Annotated in this window: 1 protein-coding gene and 1 pseudogene; one reads left to right on the top strand and one right to left on the bottom strand. The window is 48.1% G+C overall.

What is annotated here, in order from left to right:
• Positions 1–460: transposase (locus tag ACJ2PR_RS35910; protein ID WP_446880640.1), on the top strand; the 460-nt coding region annotated here is incomplete at its 5' end.
• Positions 461–660: 200 nt separating this feature from the next.
• On the opposite strand, the pseudogene ACJ2PR_RS35905 reads toward ACJ2PR_RS35910, so the two are convergent.
• Positions 661–1,547 (bottom strand): annotated as a pseudogene (locus ACJ2PR_RS35905) (transposase); the annotation flags it as partial.
• Positions 1,548–1,598 lie beyond the last annotated feature (51 nt).

Raw genomic sequence — 1,598 nt, 5'->3', positions numbered from 1 at the left:
AAGTATTGGTCAATACCCGTACTCACTTGATTCATCCCTTTGTTCAGCAACGCCCTATTTCTTTGTGGGAGAACAGAAACGCATTGAGCAAACCTCGCGCCGAGGCAGGCGGATTAGCATTTTGGGGTTGTTGCAACCGTTAGTGAGTTTCGTGTACGGCTTGGTCGTGGGCAGTTTCGATGGTGATCGTTACGTCACAATCATGGAGGAGCAGGCGCGGCAAGCCAAACTTCAGTATGAGCAATCCGGCAGAATCCGGGTGATTGTTCAAGATCATGGTCCGGTGCACACCAGAAATCTGGTTAAAGCAAAATGGGCGGAGTGGGAAACCTGCGGACTGTACTTCTTCTTCCTGCCGAAATACTGCTCAGAACTCAACCCCATTGAAACTGAATGGCATCAGTTGAAAACTCATGAATTGAGAGGGCACATGTTTGACCATGAACTAGATCTAGCCTAGGCCGTCGTTGACGGTATCGATGCCAGATCTCAAGCCGGGGATTATCAAGCTGAACGATTTCGTTTTCCCTCGAAGTTGGCTCATTCATAAACCGTTACGTATTTGAGCTTTTTAACCCTTGGCTACTTAAATTATTGACGAGTAGATTGAGTAAGATGATCCCTGTCAGTTTATTTAAGGTGAATGAGATGGCGTTAGTGTCACGAAGTTTTCGCCACAGATTTACGGTCATGTTTAGCATGATCTCGCTCAATCACTAGGAAAAACACGGTTAAGCAACTGGTCTCGTGAGGGAATGCCCCAATTTCATCCGACTTGGTGCGAAACTCGCGAAATAAACGCTCTAGATGATTAGTCGTCCGAAGATGACGATGTAAAGTGCTGTCAAATTGATAGAACGTAAACGTTAGTTGTAGATCTCGCTGAAAAACTTGCACGGCTTTGGGTTCAAGCAGTTCCATTTAGCGATGAACTGCTGCAATCGCTGCTGTGCCTGTTCATGGGTATCTGCCTCGTAAATCTGGTATGCCTCAGATGCGATCTCAAACCGCCGCTGCCGCTTCGCTTCATCGGGTTTGAGCGGTTGTTCATTCGCATCGGCTTGGGGCAATTGGGCATAACTCAAATAGCGTTCAAGTCCTCGGACTTTGTGGGTGATGCAGCGTTGTTGTTGAGCATTGGGCAAGGTCTTTTTCAAAGCTTTGGGTAATCCCAAGGTGCCATCGCTGACGACTAATTGCACTGTGTCCGGGTTCAATCCCCGCTCTATCAGATGCTCAAAGAACGGGTTCCACTCAGCTTCCCCTTCCTCAGTGGCAATTTCGTAGTGCAGCATCTCATAGGAACCATCCTCCCACACTCCCAGTGCTGCCAACACCACCCGTTCTTGGGCTTGACGACACTGGCGTAAATGTCCAGAACGGTCTTGCTTAAATTCATCACGGGTGTATTGAATCTCCACCCAGACCCCATCGACGAGGAGCATCTCAGGTGTCTTCCCAATTGAGGCTAAACGACGCGTGTCTAGCTGGTTTTGAACCGCAAGCGTGACTTGATTCACAGCACTACGTGAGAGAACATGACCTACAGCACATTTCAGGTTTATGGAGTACAGTAACAACAGTCAGCAAACCAGTTG

It is taken from the genome of Phormidesmis sp. 146-33, assembly GCF_052939515.1.
This window is presented reverse-complemented; position numbering and strand designations above follow the sequence as displayed.